Annotated in this window: 24 protein-coding genes; 8 read left to right on the plus strand and 16 right to left on the minus strand. The window is 38.3% G+C overall.

Annotated features, from left to right (window positions below):
* Positions 1-95 precede the first annotated feature (95 nt).
* The 5 genes from ACFFIP_RS13955 to ACFFIP_RS13975 form a co-directional block, all read right to left on the minus strand.
* Positions 96-257, minus strand: coding sequence for a hypothetical protein (locus ACFFIP_RS13955; RefSeq protein ID WP_382388304.1), 162 nt, complete (start codon positions 255-257; stop codon positions 96-98).
* Between the two features lie 73 nt (positions 258-330).
* Positions 331-3,141: a PQQ-dependent sugar dehydrogenase gene (locus ACFFIP_RS13960; protein WP_382388306.1), complete on the minus strand. Its 2,811-nt coding sequence runs from the start codon at positions 3,139-3,141 to the stop codon at positions 331-333.
* 28 nt (positions 3,142-3,169) lie between these two features.
* Positions 3,170-4,198, minus strand: coding sequence for a sugar phosphate isomerase/epimerase family protein (locus tag ACFFIP_RS13965; RefSeq protein ID WP_382388307.1), 1,029 nt, complete (start codon positions 4,196-4,198; stop codon positions 3,170-3,172).
* A gap of 136 nt (positions 4,199-4,334) precedes the next feature.
* A complete protein-coding gene (locus ACFFIP_RS13970; protein ID WP_382388308.1) occupies positions 4,335-5,534 on the minus strand; it encodes an MFS transporter in 1,200 nt (399 codons plus the stop codon).
* A 75-nt stretch (positions 5,535-5,609) separates the two neighbouring features.
* Positions 5,610-6,929 (minus strand): aminotransferase class I/II-fold pyridoxal phosphate-dependent enzyme, encoded by a 1,320-nt coding sequence (locus tag ACFFIP_RS13975; protein ID WP_382388309.1) that lies wholly within the window; start codon positions 6,927-6,929, stop codon positions 5,610-5,612.
* 211 nt (positions 6,930-7,140) lie between these two features.
* Between ACFFIP_RS13975 and ACFFIP_RS13980 the strand changes: the two genes are divergently transcribed.
* Positions 7,141-8,451, plus strand: a complete 1,311-nt coding sequence (locus ACFFIP_RS13980) for a prolyl oligopeptidase family serine peptidase (RefSeq protein WP_382388310.1) — start codon at positions 7,141-7,143, stop codon at positions 8,449-8,451.
* Between the two features lie 15 nt (positions 8,452-8,466).
* Here ACFFIP_RS13980 and ACFFIP_RS13985 read toward each other — a convergent pair whose 3' ends face one another.
* Entirely contained in the window at positions 8,467-9,339 is an 873-nt protein-coding gene (locus ACFFIP_RS13985; protein WP_382388311.1) for a hypothetical protein, read from the minus strand.
* Between the two features lie 278 nt (positions 9,340-9,617).
* Between ACFFIP_RS13985 and ACFFIP_RS13990 the strand changes: the two genes are divergently transcribed.
* Positions 9,618-9,962, plus strand: a complete 345-nt coding sequence (locus tag ACFFIP_RS13990; RefSeq protein ID WP_382388312.1) for an iron chaperone — start codon at positions 9,618-9,620, stop codon at positions 9,960-9,962.
* Positions 9,962-10,339, plus strand: a complete 378-nt coding sequence (locus ACFFIP_RS13995) for an iron chaperone (RefSeq protein ID WP_382388313.1) — start codon at positions 9,962-9,964, stop codon at positions 10,337-10,339. Before ACFFIP_RS13990 ends, ACFFIP_RS13995 begins: the two co-directional genes overlap by 1 nt.
* Before the next feature lie 90 nt (positions 10,340-10,429).
* On the opposite strand, the gene ACFFIP_RS14000 is transcribed toward ACFFIP_RS13995, so the two are convergent.
* From ACFFIP_RS14000 to ACFFIP_RS14010, 3 genes are all read right to left on the minus strand, one after another.
* Positions 10,430-11,548, minus strand: coding sequence for an outer membrane beta-barrel family protein (locus tag ACFFIP_RS14000; protein WP_382388314.1), 1,119 nt, complete (start codon positions 11,546-11,548; stop codon positions 10,430-10,432).
* A 12-nt stretch (positions 11,549-11,560) separates the two neighbouring features.
* A complete protein-coding gene (locus tag ACFFIP_RS14005) occupies positions 11,561-12,526 on the minus strand; it encodes a TonB-dependent receptor plug domain-containing protein (RefSeq protein ID WP_382388315.1) in 966 nt (321 codons plus the stop codon).
* Between the two features lie 125 nt (positions 12,527-12,651).
* Positions 12,652-12,894, minus strand: coding sequence for a peptidase associated/transthyretin-like domain-containing protein (locus tag ACFFIP_RS14010; RefSeq protein WP_382388316.1), 243 nt, complete (start codon positions 12,892-12,894; stop codon positions 12,652-12,654).
* 260 nt (positions 12,895-13,154) lie between these two features.
* Between ACFFIP_RS14010 and fic the strand changes: the two genes are divergently transcribed.
* Positions 13,155-14,021, plus strand: a complete 867-nt coding sequence (gene fic, locus ACFFIP_RS14015) for a protein adenylyltransferase Fic (RefSeq protein WP_382388317.1) — start codon at positions 13,155-13,157, stop codon at positions 14,019-14,021.
* A gap of 180 nt (positions 14,022-14,201) precedes the next feature.
* Here fic and ACFFIP_RS14020 read toward each other — a convergent pair whose 3' ends face one another.
* From ACFFIP_RS14020 to ACFFIP_RS14040, 5 genes are all read right to left on the minus strand, one after another.
* The gene (locus tag ACFFIP_RS14020; protein WP_382388318.1) at positions 14,202-14,987 is read right to left on the minus strand and encodes a Fic family protein; all 786 of its coding nucleotides are present in this window, start codon (positions 14,985-14,987) and stop codon (positions 14,202-14,204) included.
* Positions 14,988-15,210: 223 nt separating this feature from the next.
* A complete protein-coding gene (locus tag ACFFIP_RS14025; RefSeq protein ID WP_382388319.1) occupies positions 15,211-16,041 on the minus strand; it encodes a restriction endonuclease in 831 nt (276 codons plus the stop codon).
* 14 nt (positions 16,042-16,055) lie between these two features.
* Positions 16,056-16,820, minus strand: coding sequence for a hypothetical protein (locus tag ACFFIP_RS14030; protein ID WP_382388320.1), 765 nt, complete (start codon positions 16,818-16,820; stop codon positions 16,056-16,058).
* Positions 16,821-16,890: 70 nt separating this feature from the next.
* Entirely contained in the window at positions 16,891-18,264 is a 1,374-nt protein-coding gene (locus tag ACFFIP_RS14035) for a hypothetical protein (protein ID WP_382388321.1), read from the minus strand.
* Positions 18,265-18,422: 158 nt separating this feature from the next.
* Positions 18,423-18,695 (minus strand): hypothetical protein, encoded by a 273-nt coding sequence (locus tag ACFFIP_RS14040; protein ID WP_382388322.1) that lies wholly within the window; start codon positions 18,693-18,695, stop codon positions 18,423-18,425.
* A gap of 604 nt (positions 18,696-19,299) precedes the next feature.
* Here ACFFIP_RS14040 and ACFFIP_RS14045 point away from each other — a divergent pair.
* Complete coding sequence (locus ACFFIP_RS14045) at positions 19,300-19,917, plus strand: recombinase family protein (protein WP_382388323.1); 618 nt, start codon at positions 19,300-19,302, stop codon at positions 19,915-19,917.
* A gap of 3 nt (positions 19,918-19,920) precedes the next feature.
* A complete protein-coding gene (locus ACFFIP_RS14050; RefSeq protein ID WP_382388324.1) occupies positions 19,921-20,145 on the plus strand; it encodes a hypothetical protein in 225 nt (74 codons plus the stop codon).
* A 144-nt stretch (positions 20,146-20,289) separates the two neighbouring features.
* Here ACFFIP_RS14050 and ACFFIP_RS14055 read toward each other — a convergent pair whose 3' ends face one another.
* Both ACFFIP_RS14055 and ACFFIP_RS14060 read right to left on the minus strand, forming a co-directional pair.
* Complete coding sequence (locus ACFFIP_RS14055) at positions 20,290-20,730, minus strand: hypothetical protein (protein WP_382388325.1); 441 nt, start codon at positions 20,728-20,730, stop codon at positions 20,290-20,292.
* 51 nt (positions 20,731-20,781) lie between these two features.
* Complete coding sequence (locus ACFFIP_RS14060; RefSeq protein WP_382388326.1) at positions 20,782-21,006, minus strand: hypothetical protein; 225 nt, start codon at positions 21,004-21,006, stop codon at positions 20,782-20,784.
* Between the two features lie 351 nt (positions 21,007-21,357).
* Here ACFFIP_RS14060 and ACFFIP_RS14065 point away from each other — a divergent pair, with 351 nt between their 5' ends.
* Together ACFFIP_RS14065 and ACFFIP_RS14070 are read left to right on the plus strand one after the other, a co-directional pair.
* A complete protein-coding gene (locus ACFFIP_RS14065) occupies positions 21,358-22,146 on the plus strand; it encodes a helix-turn-helix domain-containing protein (RefSeq protein ID WP_382388327.1) in 789 nt (262 codons plus the stop codon).
* Between the two features lie 258 nt (positions 22,147-22,404).
* A complete protein-coding gene (locus ACFFIP_RS14070) occupies positions 22,405-24,384 on the plus strand; it encodes a tetratricopeptide repeat protein (RefSeq protein ID WP_382388328.1) in 1,980 nt (659 codons plus the stop codon).
* Positions 24,385-24,411: the final 27 nt, after the last annotated feature.

Genomic DNA, 24,411 nt, shown 5'->3' on the forward strand with positions numbered 1-24,411 from the left:
ACTGAACTGGTGATAAGACAAGGTAGTCATAATCAATGATTTGGCAAATAGGGTTTGCTTAAGGTTGGATAAATGTCAAACCTCCCTTTCTCATTTTATGGCATATCAATAAGCCCTCTTATGCGGAGCCAATGCTCAAAATCTTTGGTCCATTCCTCAGAACCAAGGGCTTTGCCTTGATACAGTTTGATACTGTTCTGAGCCTGTATCTGAAAAGTGGTTAATAATATAAGAAAGAGTAGAGAAATTGATTTCATGTTTTTTAAAGTTCAAAAATCCCCCGACTTAAGGAATTACAAGCCGGGGGGAAAGGATTATCATCAGAATGGGTTAATCTTGAGAAATTTTATTGGAAAACTGGATTTCAGAAATACTCATCAGGATATCCTCCTTGCCTGCATCAGGGTTTCTGAAGATGAAGAATACATCCTGTAAACCGCTGGTATTATTGATTTTAATCTCGGCTTTCGGCGTATTTTCCCTTCTCCACTGGATGATGTTCACTCCAGCTGGCGGTCTTCTGAATCCTTGGTTCAAGGGTTCCATTTTTTGGGATTGACCGATGATTTGTCCATCAGGACTTCCCAGTCTTGCCTCGATATAACCTCCCACAGCTCCATTTCTTGGGCTGACATTGACAAAGAGGTTGATGGCTTCCACCCCTGAAAGGTCAATGGATTTGAAACCTACATGGGATTGATCCCCCACCATAAAGAAATTGATGCTTGGGGTTGTCAAAAGGTTGACGCCTTTTCGGATTGCTGCAGATTGAGGGTCAACAAATGGGTTTTTAAGTGCCACATAGTCCACTCCACTGAGGGAAGCAATTTGACCGGCACCTTTGTCTATGTATGAAGCCCTTAACAGGAATCCACCCTGTCCATCTTCTCCCTCAGGAATTTCGGGTTTGATGCTGCCGCTTAGGGGCAAAGGCATTACTGTAGGTTTCACTTCATTCATGCTGAGGATAAAATCCACCATTCTCTTGGCATCAGACTCACTGAGTTCGGGATGGGCGCTCATGCCATGATCTCCCCATACGCCACTACCCCCATTGAGGATTTTGTCCACCAGGTAATCAATATTACTGGCTGTTTTAGAATACTTTTCTGCTACCGCAATATAACTTGGACCTATGGACGATTTGTCATATTGGTGACAGGATTTGCAATCACTGCCTTCGATCAGGTTTTTACCAATATTCAAAATAGCCATGGTTTCAGCACCGCTTTGCTTGGAAGCTATCTCTATGGGGTCAAAGCCGGAAGGTACATAATCGAAGGTGATGGCTACTTCTTCTGCTTTGATTTTCCCCTCTTGGGTAGATCCGTCTTCCTTGTCTGAAACCGAGACGGAATATTGAATTTCAGGTTGGCCAAAATAGAATGTCCTGTTTCCTGAAAATTCAATTTTCACCTGTGGAGGCTCATTTCCTGCAAAAATCTGAAATCCTGCACTGTTTTGCTCGCCCTTGGTGTCTGTCACCGTTAAAGTGACCTGGTAAGTTCCTGCTTCCTGAAAATCAAAGGAAGGATTCTTTTCTTTCAGGAGCTTTTGCACACCCTTATCAGAAACGATCTTCCATTCATATTTTAATTTCCCTTGGTCATAGGTATCATAATCCAAAGTGCCTTCAGAGGAAAGATTGGCTTTAAATGGAACAGCTCCGGCTTTTTTATCTGATGTGGCCTGTACCATTGGCTTACGGTTACCTCCATTGTATTCAATTTTGACAATTCGGGAATTTGGATTGCCACGGAACCAGGCAGACCCATATTCCAAAATATAAAGCGCTCCATCCGGTCCGAAATCCATGTCAATCGCCGAACTGAAGGTTTCATTAGGCAGGAAACGCTCCATGGAAACATAGTCTCCATTATCATCCATGGTGACGGCCATTATCCAGCCTCGCATAAAGTCCACAATCAGCCATTTGCCTTCATAATAAGCCGGGAATACATGAGGAGCATCTTTTTTGAAATCTGCTTTTCTAAAAACAGGCCCCCCTGTGGCAGACCTGCCCGAACTTCCCAACATGGGAAATTCTTCAGAAACGCCATAAGGATACCAGATCATGGCAGGAATGACCGGAGTTGGCAATTCCCTTAGACCTGTATTGTTCACAGATTCATTGACTGGGTTGTTTACATCATAAGGCTCACCATAGGTGTTACTCTCGTAATCATGGCTGGTATAAGCTTGGTTATCCCCAATGAAATAAGGCCAACCGAAGAATCCCGGTCCTTTGGCCTGATTGAATTCATCATAGCCTTTGGGACCCCAAATGGAGTCCGTAACTGCATCCGGCCCTACTTCTCCCCAATAGAGGTATCCTGTTTTACTGTCTAAAGTAGGTCTCCATGGGTTTCTATGTCCCATGGTGTAGATTTCCGGACGGGTTTTTTCCATACCGACTGGGAAAAGATTGCCTTCAGGAATGGTGTAAGTTCCATCAGGTTCAGGTTTGATCCTGAGGATTTTTCCTCTCAGGTCATAGGTATTGCTTGGAGCTCTTTGGTCATCTGAGTTTTCATACCCTGGTCTTTCATCCAGATTGGAGGTACCTTCTCTTGGATTGACGGTGTTGTTTCCGGTAGTCAGGTAAAGGTTTCCATCTTTGTCAAAAACCATTCCTCCGCCGGTATGGCAGCACTCTTCCCTTTGGGTAGGGACTTCGAGAAGAATTTTCTTGGATGCATCGATCAGTTCATTCCCCTTCAGTTCCCATCGCGCCAAAACATGTTTGGGGACATCAGGATCTGCATAATACATGTAAATCCAATGGTTTTTCTCGTAGTTGGGATCTGCGATCACCCCCATCAATCCTTCCTCCGCTTCTCTTACCACTCCTTCTTTGTTGGTGTATTTGGTGTTGACAGGAACAAAACCCACCTGAATCAATTCCCCGGAGTTTTCATCGAAAACTTTGACGGCTCCTTTTCTTTCTACAAAAAGAATCCTTCTTCCGGGGAGGAAGGTCATTTCCATGGGTTCATCCATTCCTTCTGTCAGGACTACCTTGGTAAATCGGTTGTCTTCGGGTTTTACGCTGGGATCATCCTGTTGCTTTTTACAGGAAAAAAGCAATACAGAAAAGAAGGAGAACATCAGGCATAGCCTGATAGTGAATTGTTTTATCATAGGTTTCATGGTATTCATTTCCGTTGAGTTATCCCAAAGCCTTTCTGCAGAATTCAAGGCATTTCTGAACCTCCTTTACGGCATCAGAAGATTGAGGGACTTGGTACTCCAGTTCAATGGTAGCGGGGAACTTATATTTTTGTTTGGAGATCATGGTTAGAATATCTTTTAACGGAGTATCACCAGTTCCCCAAGGAAGGTTTCCTTTACCGTTTTCCGGTTTCTGACGGTCTTTGATGTGCATACTTAGGATCCTGTAATGTTGCTTTTGGATCAGTTCCATCATATCCCTATGGCCAGCAGCTACATAATGTCCTGCATCGAAGTTCAGCCCATTTTTTGGACTTTGCGCCAAAGCTTTATCCCAAAAAGTAAAAGTCTGTTGTTCATGTCCATGATATCCGATAGACATCTTGTGCTTTTCACCCATTTTACCTAGTATCATTGTATGGCCGTCATTGTCAGGATGTTCTAGCGTTACGTGAGAGGCTCCCAAAATTCTCGCCGTTTTCATGCCATAGGAGATTTCGAGTTCGGAGTTGTTCATGCCAAAAGCACTTGGTTTGAAAGCATAAATGCTAATCCCTTCATCTTTGAACATTTTCTTTACCTGCTCAAATTTCTTGTAATCAACTTTTGCCCTCCAATCCGATACCACTTTGGCATAGGCTTCAGAAGCTTGGCGGATTTCAGCCAATTCCTGCTGCTCATCTGAAGTCAGGTTTTCACCGTTTCTTTGTTTGAATCCTAATTGAAAACCCCTCATGCGGTTGAAAGTAGGGGAAGGCATCCCTGCAAAATATTCCACCGGTTCTCCCATCATTTCTACAGCACTGATTCCTGATTCCTTGATATAGCGGATATTTGCTTCAAGACTTTGGTCCTGCATGGATCGATAGGAGTAGGTAATGCAACCGATCTGCACGCCATTGATCAGAGAGTTGGGTTTGTTGTAGGATTTGATGATGGCTGGAGCTCCCTGAAGCAAGGTAGGTGCTAAGGACAATCCGGCTGCACCCAGTAGGGAGGTCTTCAAAAATTCTCTTCTGTTTTTCATGGTTATTGAGGTTAAATAAGTTTGAGCAAATTGGATTAATATTAATTCTATATGTACGAATAACATAATGGAAATCGAACGAATGAGAAATCATCCATTTAACTGGTGAAAATCAGGTATAGATGAATGATGAATTTTAAAAATTTTCGGGTTTGATTTTCAGGTTTTTGATGAGGAAAAAATAGCAAAAGGCTAATAAAATTGCCTGGACTAAGAATGAAATCGGAAGGACTTCCCAGCCAAATGGGTCTGTGAGAAAACCTGAAACAGCCGGAAGTAAAGCTCCTCCGATCATGGCGGCTGAAATCTGGAAACCAATGATATTCGCAGCAAATTTTTCCCCATAAAGCTTGGGCACCAGAGCGATCATAGAGGGGAAAACAGGAGCGCATGAAAAACCGATCAGAAAAACACCTGTAAAGCTCATCAAATTGGACAAGTCTATAAGGAATGCGGTTGCCCCAAAAATAATCCCTACCATTGCCAATTGCAGGACCTTAACAGTGCTGGTCCTTTTGAGGATGAATCCGAACAAAATCCTTCCTAAGGTCAGACTGCCCCAAAATGTACTTACCCATAAGCCTGCCGATGATTCCAATATACTCCTGGATTGGGTGATTAGTGTAAATAACCATTGTCCGACACTTACCTCCAAACCAGTGTAAACGAAAAAAATCAAGATACTTAACCAAACCATGGGTTTTTGTAGTGTCAACCGATAAGAAATATTCTCCTGTTTGACTTCTGTTTTGTCCTCTTTTACAGCCCACATTTTGGAGGTAAGTAAAAACAGGATGCCAAGGGAAATCTGGATAGATCCCACAAAGAAATAGCCCGATTGCCAGGTATGTCCCATGGTAAACAACCAGGTCAGGATCAGAGGACCTGAGGTAGCACCTATTCCATAAAAAGCATGCAGCCAATTGACCACACTCGGACTGAATTTGGCTGAAGCAAAAATATTGAGGGAGGTATCTATGGCTCCTCCTCCTGATCCCAAAAAGTAGGATGACAATATCAGGAAAATCCATTGATTGGAAACAGCAAATCCGAAAAGGCTAACTCCTGTAAAAAAGCAACTTAAAGCCAATAGCCAGCCCAAGCTAATCTTGGACATGATTTTACTGTTTGTCAAACTGGAACTCAGGTATCCGGCCACAAAAAACATCAATAACACCCCTAAATTATCGAGCGGAATATCCAACTTCTCGCTAATAAAAGGCCATGCAATTCCCAATAAACCATCTGGTAGTCCCAAGCTTATAAAGGCAATAAAGGATATCAGAATAAGGAATCTGAGTCTGAAGGATGTGGTCATAGGTTGAAAAGTAAACATTTTTGGTGTTTACTTGAAAGAAATAGGATTGATTAGGAGAAAATGACGTTCTTTTACTGAACAAAGAAGAAGGAATTACTGCCTTTTTCCCAAAACAAAAATCCTAAACCTTTCCATGGCCACCTCCAAATCATCATGTGAAATACCGGAAATGACCATCCTAAACAAACCTTTCTTTTGGTGTCCAAAACCGTTTGCCGGGGTCAAGAGGATCCCCGTCTTGTTGAATAATTCCAGCCAAAGATCTTCCTGTCCTTGGTCACTGTTTTCCTGAAGAAATTCCGACATATCCAACCACACAAACAAGCTTCCATAAGAGGGATTGTAGGGGATGTTCAAGGCTTTTAATTGCCTTACCACTGTCACGTAGGATTGGGTAAGGGCTGCTTGGGAGGATGCGATAAATTCCTTCATAAATTCCCTGTCCTCCAATACCTCCTGCAGCACCCATTGGGTGTGATTGGAAATGGCATGGGAAAGGCCTGCATTGCGATACCCACCGAGAAGGGCTTCATTATAAGTGTGGACCAGGCCAATCCTAAATCCTGATATACCCAAATCTTTGGAAAAAGAATACCAGAGGTGAAGGAAAGGACTTTTTCTTTCAGCCATCAAGTTTGCAAAGGATAAAAATGGGATAGGGTTTGGGTAGTTGTCTTTAATTTCAGGATGTGAGATGTCAATCCTAGACAAACCATAAATTTCATTCACAATCAGGTGGGTTCCGTTGTCAATGCACCAGTCAGCCAAGACCTGCAACTGCTCTTGGGAGTAGATGCCTCCTGTGGGGTTGTCAGGTGTAGTCAGTATAAGCATGCGAAACTTACTTCCCAGAGCCTCTATTTCTGCTTTTGCAGCTTCGAGTTGTGAAATTTTAATGGGGAACCCATTCGCCAGTTCATGGATTTCCTGATGTGTTTGAAGGTTATGCCTTTTCAATCCGGGGATTGTGCCAATGTCCGCAGTATAGACAGGATAACTTGGGGCAGGTATTACAGCTGTGTCGCCTTCATCGCCTAATAAAAAGGCAGTCATTTCGATCACTGAAGTAGCCCCTACAGAAAAAGCCAAATGTTCAGAAGAAATAGATTGACCGATCAAAAATTCTGAAAGAAAAGCCGCGGTGGTTTCGCGGAAGGAAGGTACACCTGCAGGATCCCCGTAGCTGGAGACCCAGTCAGGAATGGGTTTTTCCCTTGTGACAGATTCAATTTTATGGCGCAGCATATCCCAGCAAAGGTGATTCTCCGCCATGTTCATGGGAAAGCTGCCTTTAGGGTTGTCAATTGGATGATATGTATTTTCCAATGCTTTGTAGTAGATCTCAAGATCAACCCGCATGGGTTTTTGGGCAGCTGAAAATCCTCGTTTAGAAAGCTGTTGCTGACTGGTCATGGTGATATTGTTTTTGTCCCTCAAGATACAAAAGATATCTTGATCAGGGTTTATGTTTAGAAGAGACGCGGAACAGGGGAGGAGCTGCCCTATTTGCATGAAATCCAGAAAATAAAACCCTTTCCGGTAGTATATTTTTTCCATTCCTGTAATTGCAGCTCATAATTAGAGGCTTATTTTTTAACTTTTACTGATCAAAATCTGAAAACCTATGATGAAAAAAACCCTTTTCTTATTAGCCATCACGCTGTTCATCGGTCAATTTGTGTGTGCATCAAATGACTTCAGCAAATTTGAAAATAAAGCCTTTACCGGCGACTACCGCTGGGTAGTAGAAGGATTTGACTGGGGTCCTGCCGTCAATAAAGTGATTTTATCTCTCGGTGAAACAGTCAAAAATGTACAGGCCAACCAATACCAGGTTTACGCCACCCGAAGTCTGGAAGGAGTGGAAATGGCAGCTGAAACTGCCTCAGGGGCCAGATCTGTCGTGTATGGCTATGTTTCAGATGAAAATGGTACCCGTCTGGATGAGGGCAAGCATATTACTTTGGTGCTTGCGGTAAGTCCTGTTATGCCATTGAGCTCACCCTTCCAATATACCAGGATCAACAACAGGGGAGGGAATTATTGGGTAGATTACAGGTTAACCGTCATTCATACCAAATCCGGTCAGGTCTGGAACAATCCTGTGGGTAAGATCATGCCTTTGGTGGATGATTTTGACCTGAACAAAAAATACGATTATGGTAACAATCAGACGATGTCCTATGCAGTTTACAGCCCTGTTAATATTAAGGGGAAAGTACCTTTGATCATTTGGTTGCATGGAGGGGGAGAAGGTGGTTATGATCCCACAGTGGCTCTTCTAGGAAACAAGGCTGCCAATTATGCATCTCCTGAAATCCAGGCCTTATTTGGTGGTGCTTATGTGATGGTGCCGCAAGCGCCTACTTTTTGGATGCAGGCGGCAGATGGCATGACAAGAGGAAATGTGAATGATATTTATAATGAGGCTTTATTTGCTTTGATTCAGGAATACGTAGCCAATAATCCCAATATAGATCCCAAAAGGATCTATTTGGGGGGCTGTTCCAATGGAGGCTATATGTCACTGAAATTGATCATGGAGCATCCCGATTATTTTGCAGCAGGTTACATCAGTGCCCTGGCTTACCACAATGAGTTCATCAGCGATGCTCAGGTCCAAAAGATCAAAAATGTACCTATCTGGTTTATCCATTCCCAAGATGATCCTACAACAGTCGCAGATCAGACAGTCGTCCCGCTATACAAAAGACTGAAAGCAGCAGGCGCCAAAAATGTTGTTTTTAGCTATTATGACCATGTGACGGATGTAACGGGTTTCTTTGGCGGTGAAAATTTCCGCTACCCAGGGCATTGGTCCTGGATTTATAGCCATGCTAATACCGCAAAAACTGACTTTGATGGTTCTCCCGTGCTGGTAAACGGTAAACCGGTTACGATCATGGAATGGATGGCCGCCCAAAAGAGAAAATAGAAGGGATGTTCGGATTTAATTTTGGTAATACTCAATCTCTCTCAGGAAGATTTTTATAAGTTGATTGTCGATAAATTCCCTTTTTTCAATCCAATTGCCACCTGCATCATACAAATAGGTGTAGGTGGTAATTTTGGATTCCCCATTTTGGATAGGGCCAACTTTTTGGCTGATCATATTGCCATGTTCATCGAGAAGGTTTTCGATATGGAGCATTCTCCCTGTCCTTAAATTCGTTTCTATGGTTTTATAAGGCGTGCGGAAAATGCTGTCCTGATAAAAATTTATGGTCAGGTTTTGCAATCTTGGCATGTTGTTGTAATCCTCTCTTCGGATGATTCTTTCAAAGGTATCTTTTTCAAAGTAGGTCTTTCCGATATAGGAACTGTCCCTGTTGATGGCAATAAACTCCTCTGTCCTGTCGTCCTGCGTGTAGCGGTAAGTCATTTTTGTTTGTCTGTTTTGCTTTTCAGCAATAGTCATCAAGCTGTCGTTAGGATAAGCATAATGGAAACTCGCTGTATCAGGCGTGGTTACCCTAAAGGTGATGGTTTCACTGGATAGCCGCTCCTGTCTGTCATATGTGTATTTCCAAATGGCATCGGGGAAAAGATGGTCTTCCTGATTGAGGCGTAGCTCAATCTTTTCATTCAGCCAGCCACGTTCATTGAACTTTAAAATAAAATTATGGGTACCAAAAAAATCAAGTGGGCTCAGAACAATGCTGTCTTCTTCCATATATTCAGGCGTAAAAGCAAAATGCCTAACCTCTTTGACTGCTCCTTTTAAGTTCATCATCACCAGATCATTAACAGACGATTTTCCTCTCTGGCTAAAAACCAAAAAGGGAGTTGCCATGATCAGGAAAAGTAAAAATACTTTTTTCATAAAGGGAATATTGCTGAAAAAAACACGGAGTTCCAAGAGATTTGACTTAAAAAATCCTTACAGTAGGCAAGGGATTCTCAAAATAATTCAATTGGATGGAAAACCCGAAGATGACAGGTGTATTGATACTTGCTGTTTTTGTAATGCTTTTTTAAAAGGGATAATTATTGCACTAAGCATTGAAAGATGGACAGTAAACAATCTTATCAGAATTAGGCCTGCCTATTTTGATTAAATAATTTGATGGTGTATTTTTAATTGAATCAACCTTTTCTCAAATGGATTCCATAACCGATTACATCAACCAGTTTTCAGATAAGGTCCAGCAAATCCTTCAAAACATCAGAAACCTGATTTTGGAAAATGCTCCTGATGCAGTGGAGGAGATGGCTTATGGGATGCCGGGATACAAGTTAAACCAAAAGCCTTTGGTCTATTTTGCAGCATACCGAAACCACATTGGCTTTTATGCTACCCCATCTGGCCATCTGGAATTCAAAGAGGAACTTGCTCAATACAAACAGGGAAAAGGATCTGTGCAATTCCCCCTTGGACAGCCGATTCCCTATGACCTGATCAAAAGGATGGTTGTTTTTAGGGTAAAAGAAAACCAAAATACCTGATGAGTTATGCTTTGAAACCTAAAACCGTTGAGGAATATATACAATCCTTTCCTGAACAGGCCAGGGAAAAGCTATCCGAAATTCGCAGCATTTTAAGAGGTGTTGCCCCCAATGCCAAAGAAGATCTGAAATGGGGGCATCCGGTCTTAGTAGAAAGACGGATTTTGTTTTCCTATTCTGCTTATAAAACCCATTTGAATTTTATGCCTACCGGCCCAACCCTAGACCGCTTTAATGATGAATTGACGGCCTATAAAAGAGGTAAAGACACCATTCAGTTTCCTTTCGATAAACCTTTGCCCAAAGCGCTGATCGAGAAATTGGCCCAGTACAGGTATCTTGATGTGATGGAGAATGATGCGAAATGGATGTATTGAAAAAAGCTTGCTCAACTTTTTAGGGTATTCTTTGGATTTCTTTTTCAAAAAGGTTTCTCTTTTTAGGAGATTTCAGTTCTTGCTTCATGTTTAAAACTCCTTTTCTCCAAATTCACTTTTTACAAACTTAGACCTGTTTTTGGAGCTGTTGATCGTATAAGATAAATTGAGAATGAGCATGTCAACTTCATAGATGTAATTTGTGGTGGTGAAGAATTCACGTGGCCTGAAAGTCGTGATTCTTTGTTCATTGGATTTCAATAACCCCATATCGATGTTTTGCCACTGGAAATTCAATGTTAGTCTTCCGTCGATAAATGTTTTTTTGACGTTAAGGGATGGCTGGTAAAATCTGGAATCTTCTCCTTGGGCGGTAACCCGACTGGAAAGGTAATTGAATGTAAACTGTGTACTGAGTGTAGAGGTAATGTTTACAGACGTATTGAAATTGAATGAATATACCCATGCAGCTTGGTTTACAGGACGGTTGTCAAATTCACCCTTGATAGCATAGTGGTAAATGTTACCTCCAAGATAAGCTTTCCACTTTTGGCTTAGGAAGAGTTCATTTCCCATTTCCAGGCCTATCGATTCTCCTGTGCCTACATTGGAATAGATGCGGTTGAGGATGGTGTCATTGTAAACTGTGTTTACACGGTTGACAAGATTTTTGACTCTGTTATAGTACGCCGTTACATAGAAACTGTTGTCTTTCCAATTTGTCACCAATCCTCCCTCAAGTTGGTTGATGAATTCGGGCAAGACGTTCGGGTCTCCCTGTTCAAGGGTTTCACTGTGTTCTCTTTCTGGGAATGGGTTCATTTTAAAAGTGGTTTCCCTTTCCACCCGCTGACTAAAATTCAAAAACAACTTCAGATCATCTTTTGCCTGATAGGCAAGATTTCCGGAGAAAAATGGACGTATATAATCATATTGGTAAAGGGTGTCCAAAGTCCCGGTTTTGTCCTGTAGCCTAAAGTCCCTGTTCATCAACTCAACTCTTACACCTGCACCATAGGTCCATTTATTGATGGACTTGTCCAATTGGATAAAACCAGAGTGGATAAGTCTATTGAGATTGACCTCGCTGGAAAATTCAGGTACTAATTCAAACTTTCCTGTTTCATTATTTTTTCTTTCATAGAAAAAGTCACCGATGTGGTTGAGGTACCGAAACTGATATCCGGCTTGTAACTGCCCAATGGGCAAAGGTTTGAATTTTTAATCCAAATTCCATCTTATACCATTCAATGGGTTGTCATTGGTATTATATTCATCTTGATAGACCAAACTTAGATCGGGATAGCCCAAATTTCTGTTGATAGTCGGTCCTCCAAGCATGGTGTATTCATAGAGAAAAGAAGAACTGAGAGAGGCTCGGGAATCAAATTTGAGACTGTAATCAATACTACCCAATACAAAATCCCCTCGCCGGTTTTGGTCGTTAGCATTAAAGTATTGAAAAGAATCCTGACGGATGCCATTAATCTGTCTGTGGTTATCAAAATAAAGAATATCGGCAGTTCTGACCCTGTCCCTGACCCCTGCGTAAAACCCAAGGTTAAGGCTGTTCTTCTCATTAGGGTTGTAACCCAACGTGAATCTACCGGAATAATTGATTTCGTCTATACTTCTTTCGCCGCGGGAAGGAAAATGCGTAGCTGTATCCCCTCTGTAAGTAATGACATTTCCTTCCCTTCTACCAGCTTGGTCGTTTCTCAGATAACCGGCGCCTAAGGAAAAATCCCATTTTCCTTTGACAAAATTCAGGTTGAAATCGCTGCCATATCGTTTTTGGGATTGCGCATTGCCATAATTTTCAATGGATGGTAGTCCAAAACGGCTGTTAACCTGCAGGTATAGACCGTCAGTGGTTACCCGGACTGTGGTTATATTGATAATTCCTGCCTTACCTTCAGAATCATATTGGGCAGAAGGAGAAGAAATCCACTCAATTTTTTCTACCGAGTTGGCAGGTAGTTGGCCGAGAAGTGTAACAGGATCCCCTTGAACGGGCCTGCCATTGAGCATTACGACAAATCCCACATTTCCTCTGATGGAGAGTTGTCCTTCAGCGTTGATACTTACGCCGGGAAGATTTCTAAGGATATCGGTAGCCGCCCCACCTATTGCAGATTCGAAGTTTTCGGCAGAGAAACTTTGTTTTTCTGTTTCGAAATTCGTCAAAATCCGTTGGCCTTGAATGTCTACAGTTTGTAAGTTTTGAAAATCAGCATTTAGAAAAATAATTCCCAAATTTCTTTTTTCGTTTTTCTTTAAGTCAATTCCTCCTAATGTTTGTGATGTGTACCCTAGAAAGCTAATGGTAATATAAAGGACCCTTGTGGTAAATTTTCCAATCTAAACTCACCTTCAAGATCGGTGATATTGCCTGCTATTAGGGAGCTATCCTTTTCGGAATAGACTCCGATAGAAACAAATTCAATCCCTTCCTTAGTGGTATTATCTTTAACAATTCCTGAAATAGTGCTCTGTGCGTGTATGGAGCCATTAATTCCTAAAAGTGCTAAGAAGGCCAAATAGATAGTTTTCATAGGGTACAAATCTAAGGTGCTTGCTTAACATATGGAGCAGAAAATATATGAGTGGAACTTCTAAGCCAAGATAGAGTTATTTGATTCTTGGTTTGAAGAAGTCTCAAAAGGCTAATTTAAATTAAATATATAAGTCTTCAGACTTGGACCATTCATATTGCAGTTTTCAAACTGACTTTTGTACGGGCTCCTTGAAATTTGTCCCGATCCCGAGGGATAGAGAAGTGTTAATGCAAAGAAAAAAATTATTTTTGCTTGAAATGAAGATATCCATACGTTTTTTCGATAACAGAGAGGTACGTGCCGTTTGGGATGATGAACATGCCAAATGGTGGTTTAGTGTCCTGGATATTGTTGGTGTGCTTAACGAGGAACCTGATTATACAAAAGTTAGAAACTATTGGAAATACCTAAAAGCCAAATTAAAGAAAGAAAAAAGTGAAGTGGTTAGTGTCACTACCCAGTTCAAGTTTCTTGCGCCTGATGGTAAAAAGCGTTTTGCTGATGTGCTGGATAGTGAAGGAGTTATAGCCCTGGCCAAAAATTTCCCTAACAACAGGGCAACTAAGTTTTTGGATTGGTTTCTATATAGCGATACCAGCATTGATGGGCAAAGTAAAAAGAAAGCCTACACCCTATTTGAAAGCAATTTGATTAACGAATTTGAAGTGGGCACTACCAAAGGGCTTCAACAAATACACGCCTATCTGTTTGGGGGATTGTATGATTTTGCCGGACAAATAAGGGAGAAAAGCATTTCAAAAGGCGGTTATCGGTTTGTGTATGCCCAGCATTTAAAGAGCACATTGCGAAAAATAGATGCTATGCCTCAAAGCACTCTGGAAGAGATCATTTCAAAATATGCTGAAATGAATAAGGCACATCCTTTTATGGAGGGTAATGGCAGAAGTACAAGGATTTGGCTGGATATGCTGCTTAAAAAACACTTAAAAAAATGTGTGGACTGGAGTAAAATCAAGAAAGAGAACTATATGAACGCCATGATCATCAGCACGGTAGACAGTAGTGTCTTGATGCACTTGATCGAAGCGGCCCTTACCACCAAAATCAATGATCGGGATATGTTTATGAAGGGGATTGATTACTCTTATTATTACGAGGAATAAGAATTAAAACCATTGTGAACAAAATCAGGGTCTGTTGATTTTGAAGAAAGTTTTCAATGAAATTATTTTGAGTTCTCCTTCAATTGACTTCATTAAAATACATGATAGGTTAAAATGAATAACACTGTATTTCTACCTGAAAATGTTTTCTTAGCCGATTATCGAAGAACTCCTGTTTTTCTATCCATTTAAAACAGAAGATGGAAGCATCAATAAAAAAGCAAGCGCATTTTTATAATCCAACATAGGGTACTCTAATCCTAAAAGTCTGATGTTTGAGTAGTAGGTTTGATGTTGGTCGTAATACATTTTTTCACTTTGCACATACCAGGCCTTATCGCCTAATTTTTCTGCTAAAAACCATTTTTCTATTAATCTGGCACTTCTGCCGTTTCCATCATTCCAAGGATGTATTTTGACAAAAACCAAATGAATCATGGAGGCATAAAAAAAAGCTTCTTCGATAGACATTTCTGTTTTGAGTAGTAGCGTCAAATCGGTATAAAACTTTTCCATTTCTGCCTCTAATTCAAAAGGTGAGGCCGCTACATATTCAATACTGCCATCAGGAGTGGAGACATACATGTTTTGTGTGCGGTACGTTCCCTGCCTGTTTTTAGTAAGGATATTTTTGCTGAGCAATGAATGGGCTTGGGTAATGGTTTCCTTATTGAGCTCCTTGACCTTTGCAAAGGTGTAGGCGTCGTACAGGTCATCTATTTTTCTAGTGTAATCTGGTGAAAACTCAATGCCGAATTTCTTGTGTTTAACGTAACTATCCAATTCTATAGCCTCTCCTTCTATTTTGCTACTGTATACGGAGGATACAGAGGTGTAAAAACTAAAGCTATCTGTTGAGATTTCGGCGTCTTTCAATGCTTCAAAAGCATGATTTAAACCTTTCGGCGCTTTTTCCAAGTACTCTGAAAGTAAATCATTGCTTAGAATTAGTAGTTGTTTGTTCATCTCTATTACAGCTCAATAAAAAACTAAGTTAGTCAACTATTGTATTGAAAAAAATAAATGGTTTCTAGAGTTGTCTAAAACAAAAAAACCTTGCATTTCTGCAAGGCTTTCGCTCCCCCTATCAACGATAGTTGCAACCGGAGTAGGGTATACTTGATACTTAAAGATGTTTAAAATCAATCACTTAATTATTTTATTCAGCCAAAATGACATAGGTTTTATTTTAGATTCTATTTTGAATTTCTAAAATATCAATATTTAAATAATCGTTTATTTCTGGGATTTCAATCTTTAAACCATTATTGTTATCAATCTTGTTTTGCGTTATTGTTCTAAATGTCATATTCCATTCCAGTACATTGATATCATATAGATATGTTTTAACATCTTGAGGGAATTCTTCTGTATTTTCAATAAAAGTAGAGTCCTCATTATTGAAAACTAGTACTTTTTTTAGAATTAAAATAGCGCTTAACTTTTCTCTTTCAAAAAGAATAAGTGATTTATTTTGTGTTAGATAGGTTAATTTAATTCTTCGGTTTTTTTCTATTAGGGATTCAAAAATCAATTTTTTTGGAATTTGAATTAAAACTAATTCTCCACCAATATTTCCAAAGTATAGGTTAGAATCTTTTTTTATGTATCCCATGGAAACCATAAAAATCCCATGTGAATAGGCAAATGCCCTTGCAAAAGAAGAAAAACTTGTAGTTGAAATAATAACCCCAATTACGTTTGACGTTCCATTGATATAAGTATTTTTACTTATTTCAGGTATTGTGAATTTATTTGGGAGATTTTGTTTGATATCATTTAATACTCCATAGAAATTTCGAATAATTTCTATGCCAATGGGTCTTTTTGAACTGTAGAATTTTGCCTCTGTAACTAACGTTATTGGGTAACTGAATACTTGGGTAAATTTAGAAACTCCGATGGCATCTATTTGGTGAGTTGTTCCACGGCCTTTCACTTTATTAGTTGGGTTTATTGACGTATATCCATATATATTCAATAACTGATTTACATATTTTTCAAAATCTTTTGAAGTCATGAGAAATTTAATAATTAGTCAATTCTAATAATGTATTTATTCTTTTTAAAATAAGTAGATTGCGTTATCTGGCTCGGTCGAAACCCGTAATCATTTTCAAGTTTTAATTTATGCGTTTTAAACTCGTTGTAGTCCATTCCAGGGTCAAACCTGATTGAAGTGATTAACTCTAATGGATTAATTTTCAACCGACATAATTTTTTATCTACAGAATCAATTAGAGAACTATCAGGAATACTAAATAACCGAACTTCATTTTCATAAGCATAGGATTTTCTCTTGAATAGAAGTGTTTCAATGTGTTTTACATTTGGAATAGTGTCCTTAACTGAATCAATAATTCGAGGGTCTTTTGGTAGTTTATCTATTTCGTGTTTCCATTTATAATCCATTAAACCATAGTAAAACTCTCCAGGATTATTCTTGCTAATTGTTATTAACTTATCAAGTTTAGTAGTAATACGTACTCCCATGTGTCTTTTTACTTCGCCATTATCATCTGCTTTTGTGGTGTAAATCTTCCAAATCCCATATGAATCCCCTTCATAACTCCAGCATTGAGAAAAAATTCTTTCTTTTGCAGGATTTTGAAAAGGTTTACCGTTTTTTATTAATCTTGAGTTAAAAATAAGGTTTTCAAGAGGGTCTTCCCACTTATCAGGGTTTACAAATACTAATTCATTATTGTCTAGAAGTTTATAAAATCTATCTAAAAGCTCTATTCGGTGGATATAGGGCTTATCGATTAATTTCTTATTTAATTCGCCTACCAGTTTCATTTTATTTAATCAATTATTTGTTATTCTTCTGGATGAAGATAAATGACATTATTTTAAATCAATTTTATATTCAACTATTAAAATCATCATACTTAAGCGTCAAGAATGTCCGGGCTATGTTACTAGGGAGGATATTATCATAAAAAATTTTAGATAAAATCCCTCCAGATAAAAAAGTTTCTATTTCCAAAGACGGAATAGTAAACATGATTCTTTTTTTGTTTATAATAAATATCTCCTCTTGTCTTGGCATGCCTTTAAGCATTTTATTTGCTTCTTTTTGGTTTACCCATCTTGTTTTTAAACCTAAAGAATTAAAGAGTCCAATTAGTTTATCAAGGTTTAACCCCATAATTATTTTTACCTTTCCCGTTAATACTTCTATTATGAATTCAGGAGGGAAAGGTTTCAAAAAAAGGGGCTGAGAGACATTATTAGTGATAGTAAGCCAGTCAATTAATATGAAATTTTCAGTCTCTTTTTCTAATAAGTGTTTAATTACAAAAGGAGCCATACTCCTACCTTCATTTTGATACATTCCAATATGTAAACAGTGTTCAATTACTTCATAAGAATATAAATTGGAAGATAAATCTTTATAAAGTTTGTTTAAAGCTAAATGATATCCTTCTGTTTTGATATTTGGTGTTTTAATTACGATAGGTTCATTAGTTGTAGGGTCAATACCTTTATCAGTATTTATAATTTCAATAATCTTTTCGGTTCTTTCTTTTTGACGATTCATCCTTAAAGCTTGCTTCAAAACATTTTCATCAAATCTATTCTTTAAAATTTCTTCATTTATAGGTTGTTTTTTGAGTCTTAATTCTTCAAAAAATAGATTAATTTGTTCATTAACTTTACCTTCTTTAAGCTCCATCAATCCAACTAAATTACTTTGTTTTATTAATAGGTCCCCAATTTGGACAAAATGTGTTAAGTCAGAAATTAAAGCAAAATTAAGTGGCGACTTATTAATTTCCTCAGCCACTTTGATAGCATGTTGAATATTAGAAGAAGCCAGAAACTTTTGAGAATAAGAAGAGTTAAAAAGTCTCCTTGCAATATGTATTTCTCCACCTATCATTTGCCAAGCAATAGAATCAGCAATATGAGACAGATTAGAAATTCTTTGTTTAATTACTTTAATTTCAATTTCTGTATTCTCTGAATCAGATTTATTTTTTTGTCTCCTAAACTCTTTAAGACTAATATTTCTTTCTTGCAATAAGTTTTGATAATAGAGAACTTCTACTATTAGTTTTTCTTGAGCTTTTTTAAACCCTTCATGAACTTTTGAAACAAATTCATTCTGAAATTCTTTATCAAACAATTTAGGATTGTTTAAACTATTATGATTTACATTCAATGAGTTTATTGCATTGCTAAATGCTAAGTCAGCTATATCTTTTAAAGTATTTCGGAATTCTTCAATTGATTTCATAGTCAATGTTTTTAAAGGAGAATTTCAATAGTAATTAATACGTTGAAGGTTTTTAAAAAAAACTAGATGATAGCAAAAAAAGGTTGGATGAAATTTTAAATAAACTATAATAAGGGCTTAAAAATTGATTAAATACCAACTAATTTAAAATCCAAATATCAAACAAACTCCCAATTCCCCCTTCCTGCTGCCTTCCTTACACCTCCTGTGCCTCCAGATAATCTTCCCCTCAGAATATGTTTCCATTCAGGAGAATTAGCACCACTATTACAGCTATCAAAACATTTAAATTCATCATCACACAAATCTTGAAACTGTGATTTAGTCATTTCATAAATCTCTGTCAGGTTATGAACTCCTCTTGGAATAAATGAAAATCTGGATTCCCCCAATTGTCTACTGAATTCTTTTTCTAACTCTCTGCGTGGCATAATCTATCGTTTACATAATTATAAAAATTGAAAGTTACTTTTGCAAATCTTGGTTATCATTGAGAATCCTATTTCCCAATTTCCCATAAAAAATTTTAAAAATTTTTTGAACGGAATTATGGGGGTTCTTAGAACACCAAGATTTTCCCTAGGAGAGCGGGGATACAGGGCTCCAGGACCCCGGGGGGGACCGCTGATATTAAATCTTACCGGCAAAATCACCTCCTTTACATAAAAGTAAGTAAAAATAATGTCGACTCAGGTCCACACCGGTGGGACCTTCAGACCAGATTCTTACTGGCAACGATAAATAGCTGGGAGGAATGTGGACTTGAGTCGACCCTGGGAGGTCCATGGGTGAGAATTCAACTGGCAAGTTGAAAGGACTTTTGCCAGTAATATTTTTTTCTAGCGAATGCGCCCGGAGCATTTTTTAGCGCAATTCTGCATGCTTGTCTAGTATATTTCTCAGCCATCTCACCATTATGTTTTCATTTATATCAAGGTTAAATTAAACGCTGATAAAGAGCTAATTAGATGCTGAAACAGGCGGCATATTGAGGATTTGGCTGTATTTTTATTCTTACATTTTAACGACAACAAAATGAAGGTAAAGTATAACAGGGTTTCGACCTTAAGCCAAACAGGAGACCGATTTCAAGCAGACACCGAACTATACGACCTCACTTTAATGGACAAGGTATCAGGAACCATAAAGTTCAAAGAACGTCCAAAGGCAAAAGAACTAATTTCATTGGTTGAATCTGGTAAAGTCAAAGAATTGGTAGTCGAAGAACAATCACGACTAGGCAGAAATACGGGTGATGTCATCCAAACTTTGGAGTGGTTGGACAAATATGAGGTCAATGTGGTCGTGAGAAATCTTGGCATCCAATCTAGACCTCAGGGTAAAAAGAATCCAATATGGAAAATGATTTCGGCAGTGATGTCTTCCCTTTATGAACTGGAACTAGAAAACATTAAGGAACGAACTAAAACAGGTCGGATGATTTATGTACAGAAAGGAGGAGTGTTGGGGAGACCAGTTGGGAGTAATGAAACCGAAAAACACTTCCTTGAAAAAGAAGGAACTACATCCATTATACGATACCTTCATCGAGGTATGACCATTAGAGAAATTGCTAAATTAACCAACTCTTCGACCCGAACAGTGGTGAAGGTCAAAAAATTGGCCACCAAACATCAACTATTAACTCAATGAACCATGGATTCTATCAATTTCATAGCAAACTACAACCAATACCTAGATGAACTCTCGGATGTCATACGGGAGGAACACAAACATGTGTTGCAGGTACTTCGAAATAAAGACCCCCATGATATAGTAACCCCCGAGAGGTGGTTTTCTAGTGAAATCGAAGCCAGAGGATTGGTATGGGTGATGTTTTTGAACCAATTAAAAAAAACCAAGACTATTTCAGCCAAGTGACAATCCCTTACAAAGAATTATGGAATACAATATGAATAGGAAAACACCCCTGAGGGTGTTTTTTTGTGGGATTTGAGTGTTCTTAATGGTTTTAGGATGTAATGAAATATATCCGACAAAAAATATCTTCAAATCACCAATTATTTACGACAAAAACTCAAATAATCGTTCTATATCCATGTTGGCATAGACTTCAATTTCAGGCAATACATCATGTTTCTTTTTTATTGATATTAAGTTTTCAACTTCACTCCTTTTCAAAATTAAGTCTCCGAAATATATCATAGGAAGTGACTCAATAGAGTTGGAATTCCTTAAGATTGCCAGTTGATTTTCGATTACATGTTTCCGGGAGTAGAAGTTCTGAAGGGAATTTCCATTGACATCATTCCTTAAGTTATTATAGAATTCAAGAACTGAATTTAACCTTGCTCTAGTTGATTCCCGACCTAGACGTGCATAAAAACTTTTATCCTCTTTACTGGCCTGATGGGTGTAGTAAAGGTATTGGTAAATCAACCATTCTAGGCTCCTTTCATTCCTGAGGTTATCACCAAAAATGTACTGATACTTCTCAATGTCCATATAATTCCTTTTTGGCTAATTTGAAGCCAATTAGGAAATCATGCTGCATCTTTAGTAAGTTTTTTTTGTGTAAAGAGCCGTCATAATTATCCTAGCGATGAAGTTCTGAAATTCTGATGAGGAGCAGTGAAGATGGATGTCATCTTCCCTGTCAGGGTCGATATCCAAATCATTTAATATTTTCCGCCCTATCTTTAATTCATGAGGTGTTAAAAATACCCCTACATCGCTTATAAATTCATTAATATCTAAATAATCAAAATTTTCATCTTCCATCGTGATTAATTTTTTTAAAATAATGGTTTATTGATTTTCTCACCAATTCCGATTTGGTTGTATTCTCCTTCTCTATGTAATCATGTATTAATTTTTCTTGTCTTGAGGTGATTCTTACACGTAAGGGAATGTCTTTGATGTTTTGGTTCATATTTATAAATATCTGATGTATTCCAAAAAGTCATATTGTATAAAAATAAAAATGTTATACCGTTAAAAACCATTACATGAAATTAAATTCTGTTTGAATTTCTTTTTACGACTTTTTTTCGATATATTATTTAAACCCCGAAATCTAAAAAAACACCAAAGGATGGGGTTCACTTTGGTTCAATTAAAATTATATGAATCATGAAACAAAATTCTAAACGAAAAGGAATATGGATTCCATTGGAAATCCTTGGGAACAGTAATCTGGACCCAACCAACAAAATTCTATTATCTGAAATTCTCTCACTTACAGAACTACCAGAGGGTTGTTTTGCATCGAATCAGTACTTTGCAGAATTGTTGGGGCTGACCAAGTCTTCAGTATCTAAAAGGATATCATTTCTTCAATTACATGGATATATCAAAACTGACAATATCTATAAAAACAACCAATGTCTTGGAAGGATAATCACTAAAGGGCATGTAGTATCTCAAAAGACGACTACCAGTTCCACAAAGAAAAAGGGTAGTTCACTGAAAGATAGGGAGGTTGTTCCCCAAAACCTAGAGGGTGGTTCCCATTTGGAGAGGAGGGTAATTCCTGAAGAGATAGGGGGTATTTCCGAAGAGAAGCCAATTAATACAAGTATAAATTCAGATAAAATAAATACAAATAATAAACAGAATATAAGTACAAATACTAGTACAGAAAATGAATCAAATATTGGTATAGATTCTAATATGATACATGATTCTACTAGTACTATTACCGCAACTAGTAAAAATATTGGAATAGAAAATGAAATAACTATTGGATTAAATTCTAATGATAAATATGAATCTAAGGATTCCAAAAATACTAGTTCTAGCATGAATAGTAATGATAGTTCTAGTAGTGTTCCAACAGATAAAAAACCTTCCCAAGGTATAACTATAGCTGAATATTATAGGCAAAAAGGAATGTTTCATAAACTAAAAGAGCCTATGTAAAATTATCCTTACTTTTAATTAGAGGAAGGTAAAAGCAAAAAAATTACCTCCCCTCAACTGGATTTTGGACGTAGTCCATTTTATGCCGAGGGGAACCCACTCCCCCCCAGTTGCGCTCACCCCCCCTCTCCCAAAATGATTGGAGAATAATCTGAAATTGATGTTGATATTAATGATTTTAATAAACTTTACTCAATTCAGCTTAATTTATAATTTACTACTTTTACCTTTAGAATACCCCAAAAATTAGAGCAATACATGACTATCCAATTCCATATATCTGATTTTTTTAAAAAACTATTTCCTGAAGTAGATGCTACCAATAACGATGCTGTCAAGCAGAAATTAAAGGAATTTTACAATCCTATTGAAGTCATTATTGATATCAATGGCGATACAATTCACGTGGAATTTCAGGATGATTTGAAGGATACTAAATCCAACGATTTTTACAGAGCTACAGACCTTTGTGTGAAAAAACGATATCAGGAAGCTATCCCAATATTCCTGAAACTGATTCAGGAGAATCCAACAGATTCAGAAGTTCACAGGAACTTGGCTCAAGCATACGAGGAATCTGGAGACTATGAAACCGCCATCAATCATTTGATAGATGCCCTGAAATGGAATCCCAAAAATCATTGGGCATTGATTCTAATGGGTAATATCTACATCCGGTATTTTAATGATGTGAATACCGCCATGACTTATTTTGACCAAGTCATGGAGACTGACCCGAATAATTATGTGGCTTTGAATAATATCGGGGGAACCTTCCTTCAATTGGGAAAATTGACTTTGGCAGAAAGATTTCTATCCAAGGCGTACAAGGCCAATCCAAAATTCTCCCATATCACCTTAGGTATGGGTTTAGTGAATTTTGAGAAAGGAGAGTTCAGAACCGCTTTTGATTTCGCCATCGATACGTTCAAAAACGAAGAACATGTTGATGGACCAGTGTACCAAAAGGCCTTACAACTTGCCTTGGAATCAGCGAAGTCACTTGTGAAGCAACAGGTCGGGAAAGAAACATTGGTAGACTATATACAAGATATCGAAAAACTCACAGGTAAGGAAGTTAGAATCGAGGAAGACTCAACCATTTCAACAGCGGCCAAGGTAGAGTTTGCGGAGAATTATGGAAGAGATTTCCATTTGGTTAAAACCAACCCGAAATATCCCAATACTGACCACTTGATTGCCCATGAACTTACACACCTCAAACTGGCAGAAGAAGCCCGTCAACAGGGTGCAAACATGTTATTCATTGGGAAGGACAGTAAGTTGGAGGGCTTCAAGAAATCTATCCAAGGTGCCCTGAAGAAATTAGAAAAAAGAGGGATTCCTCAAACAACCATCGACAAATACTCCCATAATTTATTTCATGGAATCCTTGGCCAGATATTCAATACTCCTATAGACCTTTTCATTGAAGATTATCTTTTTAACCATTTTCCTGACCTGAGATACGTCCAATTCATTTCCCTATACCAACTGAATGTAGAAGCACATAAAGCGGTTAACGACCCTAAAATCATTGAATTGTCACCTCCTGATATTTTGACAAAAAGTAGGATTTTCAATGTAGTATCAGCCAGACATTTTGAGTCATTGTTTGGTGTGAAAATGGAAAAAACATACACCATCAAGCCTTTTGAATTGAAGCAGGTTGATGCTTTTTGGGAGGAGTTCAATGAATATCGGAACGATAAGAAACCTGGAGAGGAATACGAACTGATTCAACACTGGGGAGAAGACTTGGAACTGGATACATACTTTAAGCTAGAGGAAGAGAAATCCTATAAGTCAACTAATAGTCCTTCATCCAAGTCTCCTGAGGATGTTCTGGAGCAGATAGAAAATGACCCATTCCAACATAGTGGGTTGGATGATGAAGAAGCGGAAGAACTGAAGAAATTCCAAGAACAACATTCAGGTAAAGACCTCAATATGGCGGTGGCCATGTATATGGTGGGAGCCTTGGACTACTTCAAAAACATGTCAAAGGAGAAGGTGAAAGAAATCGCCTTTGAAATCGCCATGTTGGGAAGAACTGGTATCAATCCTCAGAAAAAAGGGTATAAACTTAATCTGATTCCCAATACTTCCTTCTCAGGTTACAAACTCCTCGCCTATTACTATGTTAGTTGGGCTATCGCAATGCCTGAGGTATTGTCGGACCTTCAGATGCCTTTTGATAAGGAATTTGAACTGGCAAGACAGATTTCAGGTAGATAAAACTCCGCCAACTTCTGTCAATAATCC

It is taken from the genome of Fontibacter flavus (genome assembly GCF_042432905.1).
Classification (GTDB): Bacteria; Bacteroidota; Bacteroidia; order Cytophagales; family Cyclobacteriaceae; genus Fontibacter; species Fontibacter flavus.

Bases quoted from the DNA above. Each gene is read 5' to 3' on its own strand.
- ACFFIP_RS14035 (WP_382388321.1), bottom strand. From the start codon at position 18,264: ATGAAATCAATTGAAGAATTCCGAAATACTTTAAAAGATATAGCTGAC.
- ACFFIP_RS13965 (WP_382388307.1), bottom strand. From the start codon at position 4,198: ATGAAAAACAGAAGAGAATTTTTGAAGACCTCCCTACTGGGTGCAGCC.
- ACFFIP_RS14060 (WP_382388326.1), bottom strand. From the start codon at position 21,006: ATGGAAGATGAAAATTTTGATTATTTAGATATTAATGAATTTATAAGC.
- ACFFIP_RS13955 (WP_382388304.1), bottom strand. From the start codon at position 257: ATGAAATCAATTTCTCTACTCTTTCTTATATTATTAACCACTTTTCAG.
- fic (WP_382388317.1), top strand. From the start codon at position 13,155: ATGAAGATATCCATACGTTTTTTCGATAACAGAGAGGTACGTGCCGTT.
- ACFFIP_RS14055 (WP_382388325.1), bottom strand. From the start codon at position 20,730: ATGGACATTGAGAAGTATCAGTACATTTTTGGTGATAACCTCAGGAAT.
- ACFFIP_RS14010 (WP_382388316.1), bottom strand. From the start codon at position 12,894: ATGAAAACTATCTATTTGGCCTTCTTAGCACTTTTAGGAATTAATGGC.
- ACFFIP_RS13970 (WP_382388308.1), bottom strand. From the start codon at position 5,534: ATGTTTACTTTTCAACCTATGACCACATCCTTCAGACTCAGATTCCTT.
- ACFFIP_RS14065 (WP_382388327.1), top strand. From the start codon at position 21,358: ATGAAACAAAATTCTAAACGAAAAGGAATATGGATTCCATTGGAAATC.
- ACFFIP_RS13975 (WP_382388309.1), bottom strand. From the start codon at position 6,929: ATGACCAGTCAGCAACAGCTTTCTAAACGAGGATTTTCAGCTGCCCAA.
- ACFFIP_RS14020 (WP_382388318.1), bottom strand. From the start codon at position 14,987: ATGAACAAACAACTACTAATTCTAAGCAATGATTTACTTTCAGAGTAC.
- ACFFIP_RS13980 (WP_382388310.1), top strand. From the start codon at position 7,141: ATGATGAAAAAAACCCTTTTCTTATTAGCCATCACGCTGTTCATCGGT.
- ACFFIP_RS13985 (WP_382388311.1), bottom strand. From the start codon at position 9,339: ATGAAAAAAGTATTTTTACTTTTCCTGATCATGGCAACTCCCTTTTTG.
- ACFFIP_RS13960 (WP_382388306.1), bottom strand. From the start codon at position 3,141: ATGATAAAACAATTCACTATCAGGCTATGCCTGATGTTCTCCTTCTTT.
- ACFFIP_RS14045 (WP_382388323.1), top strand. From the start codon at position 19,300: ATGAAGGTAAAGTATAACAGGGTTTCGACCTTAAGCCAAACAGGAGAC.
- ACFFIP_RS14030 (WP_382388320.1), bottom strand. From the start codon at position 16,820: ATGAAACTGGTAGGCGAATTAAATAAGAAATTAATCGATAAGCCCTAT.
- ACFFIP_RS14050 (WP_382388324.1), top strand. From the start codon at position 19,921: ATGGATTCTATCAATTTCATAGCAAACTACAACCAATACCTAGATGAA.
- ACFFIP_RS13990 (WP_382388312.1), top strand. From the start codon at position 9,618: ATGGATTCCATAACCGATTACATCAACCAGTTTTCAGATAAGGTCCAG.
- ACFFIP_RS13995 (WP_382388313.1), top strand. From the start codon at position 9,962: ATGAGTTATGCTTTGAAACCTAAAACCGTTGAGGAATATATACAATCC.
- ACFFIP_RS14025 (WP_382388319.1), bottom strand. From the start codon at position 16,041: ATGACTTCAAAAGATTTTGAAAAATATGTAAATCAGTTATTGAATATA.
- ACFFIP_RS14070 (WP_382388328.1), top strand. From the start codon at position 22,405: ATGACTATCCAATTCCATATATCTGATTTTTTTAAAAAACTATTTCCT.
- ACFFIP_RS14040 (WP_382388322.1), bottom strand. From the start codon at position 18,695: ATGCCACGCAGAGAGTTAGAAAAAGAATTCAGTAGACAATTGGGGGAA.